Source organism: Bradyrhizobium sp., assembly GCF_049512235.1.
Taxonomy (GTDB): Bacteria; Pseudomonadota; Alphaproteobacteria; order Rhizobiales; family Xanthobacteraceae; genus Bradyrhizobium.
The window spans coordinates 1-3,747 of record NZ_JBEKXH010000574.1 but is presented as its reverse complement, the minus strand read 5'-3'; the positions used below and the strand labels follow the sequence as shown (position 1 = coordinate 3,747).

General features: G+C 62.3%; 4 protein-coding genes. 1 reads left to right on the top strand and 3 read right to left on the bottom strand.

The genetic code is table 11. The features are described 5' to 3' along the window. Positions 1–13: 13 nt before the first annotated feature. The gene (locus ABSG20_RS31975) at positions 14–787 is read left to right on the top strand and encodes an alpha/beta fold hydrolase (RefSeq protein WP_423868447.1); all 774 of its coding nucleotides are present in this window, start codon (positions 14–16) and stop codon (positions 785–787) included. Between the two features lie 295 nt (positions 788–1,082). Here the strand turns inward: ABSG20_RS31975 and ABSG20_RS31970 are convergent, their stop codons facing one another. The 3 genes from ABSG20_RS31970 to ABSG20_RS31960 all read right to left on the bottom strand — a co-directional run bounded on the left by ABSG20_RS31970 (position 1,083) and on the right by ABSG20_RS31960 (position 3,315). Continuing rightward, entirely contained in the window at positions 1,083–1,562 is a 480-nt protein-coding gene (locus tag ABSG20_RS31970; RefSeq protein WP_423868446.1) for an SDR family NAD(P)-dependent oxidoreductase, read from the bottom strand. After that, complete coding sequence (locus tag ABSG20_RS31965; protein ID WP_423868445.1) at positions 1,559–2,806, bottom strand: acyl-CoA dehydrogenase family protein; 1,248 nt, start codon at positions 2,804–2,806, stop codon at positions 1,559–1,561. Before ABSG20_RS31965 ends, ABSG20_RS31970 begins: the two co-directional genes overlap by 4 nt. Positions 2,807–3,084: 278 nt before the next feature. Further along, a complete protein-coding gene (locus ABSG20_RS31960) occupies positions 3,085–3,315 on the bottom strand; it encodes a hypothetical protein (RefSeq protein ID WP_423868444.1) in 231 nt (76 codons plus the stop codon). Positions 3,316–3,747: the final 432 nt, after the last annotated feature.

Here is a 3,747-nt window from a genome sequence, read left to right as displayed (position 1 = left end):
AAAAGTGTTTTCAATGAATCGACGCACATTCGTGAGCATGGCGGCTTTGGGCGCGGCAAGCACTTTTATCCGAGGCACGCCCGCCGCCACTGCTGCGCCGGTGCCCAAGGCTCGCAACGTCGTCCTCGTGCACGGGCTGTTCGCCGACGGGTCATCCTGGTCCGAGGTAATTGCACGATTGCAGAAGGCTGGGCTCAACGCCACTTCCGTGCAAAACCCCCTGACAACGCTGCCTGAAGCGGTAGCCTCGGCCGAGCGCGTGCTGGCGCGGCAGGATGGTCCGACCGTGCTGGTTGGGCATTCTTTCTCCGGAATGATCGTGACCGAGGCTGGTGTGCATCCGAACGTGTCGGCGCTGGTCTATGTGGCGGCGCGGGCGCCGGATGCGGGCGAGGATTACGCGGCGTTGGCCAAGACATACCCGACGCCCCCGGCGTCGGCCGGAATCGTCTTCGACGGCGATGAAGGACGTCTCAGCGAGGAGGCTTTCCTACGCGATTTCGCTGGCGACCTGCCGGAAGCGAAGGCGAAGGTCCTTTATGCGGTTCAGGACCCGTTCAACAAGGCTCTGCTCGCGGGCAAGACGACGCACGCGGCCTGGCGGTCAAAGCCGAGTTTCTATGCGGTTTCGACCGAAGACCGGACGATCAATCCCGATCTCGAACGCTTCATGGCCAAGCGCATGGGCGCCAAGACCATCGAAGTGAAGGCGAGCCATCTCTCGCTGATCTCTCATCCCGAAGAGATCACCCGCTTGATCTTGGAAGCCGCCGGGCAATCCACCTAACGGGCGTGCGCGGGCTGTCGCCGACGTGTCGCGGCGTTGTCCGGACGCCAGGTCCCAAACTGAATCCAGCGAAGAAGGCATATCTGCTTTTGGCCAGTCTTGCTGATCATAGGCATACTCCCCGATCCTCATCCTGAGGAGCATCGCGCAAGCGATGCGTCTCGAAGGATGGCCGCAAACGACGGTGCAAGCTGCCATCCTTCGAGGAGCAAGCCTTCCCCCTCCGGGGCGAAGGCTTGCTCCTCAGGATGAGGACCGAGAGCATGGATACGACAGCTTTCACGGCATCAGTCCACTAAGCGCCGAATGTGTGGTGACCCGCCGACTGGCCGCCGTCGACATGAAGAATTTCCCCGGTGACGAATTCCGCGCTGTCCAGGTAAATCACCGCGTCGACGATATCGGAGGTCTCTCCCATGCGTCCCATGGGATGGAGCGACGCCAGCGCCGGATGGGCCTCGACCGGATGCATCGGGGTTTTGATGATGCCGGGCGCAACCGCATTCACATGCACATTGCGGCTGGCATATTCGATCGCGAGCGATTTTGTCGCCGCGTTCAAGGCACCCTTGGTCAGGGAGGCGAGCGCGGCGGGCACGCTGGTCATCGGCTGATCGACCAGGCTCGTGGTCATCGTGACGACATGGCCGCTGCCTTGCTTCTCCATCGCCGCCATCACGCTCTGCGTCATGTGAAAGAAGCCGGTGACGTTGGTCGCGATCATGGCGTGAAAGCTCTTCGTCTGTTGCCTCCGAGCGCACGCTTGTCGCGTCAAGCGGCGCCGCTCGCCGTCAGCGGGTGATAATCGCTGCGTTTGAGCATCGCATGCAGCTGGCGGCGTCGAATGCCCATGTTGCCACCGTCGAAGATCGGCAGCACCAGCGCATCCCGCAACAGTTCGCCGAGCGGCAGCTCGTTGTCGTAGCTGTCGATGCCGACGACCCGCATCAGATCGGTAATCACAGCGACCGCCGTCTCGGAGCCGTAGATCTTGGCCTGGATCGCAAGCTCATCGGCGGCCGGATGTTGGGTGTCGACGGCGTGGCAGGCGCGCCAACTCAGATATCTTGTCGATTCGATTTTCATCTTGGCGTCGGCCAGGGCGTATCCGACAGCCTGATGCTCGATGATCGGATCAATGCCGCCGCGCCGTTCGGTGCGCGCGAAATGCAGGGCGAACTCGAACGCCGCCCGCATCAATGCGACGCCAAGAATTCCGACCAGCGCGGCGGTCCCGGTGAAGCTCGCCGAAGACAGCGCGAGGCCGCCACCCCGCTCGCCGATCAGATTGCCATCGGGCATGGTTACGTTTTCCAAGCCGAACTGCGGCGAGAGATGGCCACGATGGCCCACGGCATCGATCGCGCGCTCAAGAACAATCCCCGCCGCGGGCCGTTCGACGGCGATGATGGACATTGCCTTCTCAGGGCTGGCATCGGGATCGGTCCGGCATACGACGCACAGCACATCGGCGCCCCCGCGGTCCCAGCCCGTCGCCGAGGAAACCCATTTCTTTCGGCCGTTGATGACCCAATGGCCGTCGCGGAGTTTCGCAGTGGTCCGCACGCCCTCTCCCGGCGGTGGAGAGGCGGCATTGGCGCTGCCGCCGGGTTCGCTGGAGCAGAAGCCAGCCAGGGGCGCGCCGCTTTTTTTCAGGAACGGCGCCAGCAACCGGCCGCACTGCTCGGGCGTTCCGCCGAGCAGGATCGGCAACAGCCCGAGAACCGTGCCCAGCAGCGTCAGGGTGATGCTGGAGTTCACGCTGTAAAGTTCCTCGGCCATGATCGCCATGTCGATCAGGCCGGCATTCTCGCCGCCTGCCGGAATGGGAATGCATTTCCGCAAAAAGCCCGCGCGCACCATGGCTTCGTATATCGGCCTGGTCGCGAGAAAGCGCTCCTCCGGGGACGGCAGCTTCTCATAGCTCGCCTTCGCGCCCGAGAGCACCTCCCTGGCGAATTGGCGGGCATCGAGCTGCAGTTCGCGCTGCCGCGCGTTGAGCGTAAAATCGATCGCCATGGAAGCTCTCCCGTTTTCCGGCAGCCCGTCGCCGCGTTCGGCCGACGACTAGCTGGCCGGAGCGAGAAAGTCTTGGACGGGGATGAACCGATTTCTTGGACTGGGGTGCACGCCCGGATGTTCCAGGGCTCATGTTCCAGCGGTCACTTGACGGGAGTCATTTTCCAGAAGTCATGGCGCAGCGATCAACTGAGCACGACAGCGCCTCTGCGGATACCGAGCCCCGGGGCGTCAGAGAAGCTCCGGCACTGCCGGATCTTTTCTCGAGACATCGCAGATCAATGACCAGCGATCCCCGAACCCAGCCCGCCATCGTAGCCGTTCGACGAGTATGATGGCACCAGGTTATCAACGGGTGCGGCATACCAGGCATTGCTGTTCCGCAATCGCTCGGTTGCCACCGCGCGGTCCTTCGTTCGCATGTGGTGGCGTTCCGAGGCGGCCGCCGCTTGCACGGTCAATGCAGCTATCAGCGGAACGACAAACATGGCGATAAATCTCTTTCGCATTGTGATCTCCCTTTTTGGTTGCGGAAAAATCGCGGACCGCGTCTTTCGCATCAACGATTTACCTCTGGTCAGACGCGCGGCAGCAGGCAATTGCGCCTCACTCTTGAAGCCTCGCGTTGCCACAAGATGATGTCGGCCGATGCTCTCGCCAATTATCCCAAAGTGCGTCCGCTTAACTCCTTGGTAGCGGCTTGGGCATCCCTTGGTCTGCCCAAACCATCTTCCGCGGTTGATGCGCCCGGACTAGACTGCAACTTCCGACTAGAGGATCGATTCCATCAAAGCTATCATTTCAGGCCACGGGCGTTGTCCTCTCACTCCCTCTCCCGCTCTTCGCGGGGGAGGGTGGGGTGGGGGCGCGGCATCGGCGGTGTTGGTTACGTGTGTGGCCGCGATATCAGATCGATGGATTTTCGCCCGGAGCTTCCCCCA

Bases quoted from the DNA above. Each gene is read 5' to 3' on its own strand.
- ABSG20_RS31965 (WP_423868445.1), bottom strand. From the start codon at position 2,806: ATGGCGATCGATTTTACGCTCAACGCGCGGCAGCGCGAACTGCAGCTC.
- ABSG20_RS31975 (WP_423868447.1), top strand. From the start codon at position 14: ATGAATCGACGCACATTCGTGAGCATGGCGGCTTTGGGCGCGGCAAGC.
- ABSG20_RS31960 (WP_423868444.1), bottom strand. From the start codon at position 3,315: ATGCGAAAGAGATTTATCGCCATGTTTGTCGTTCCGCTGATAGCTGCA.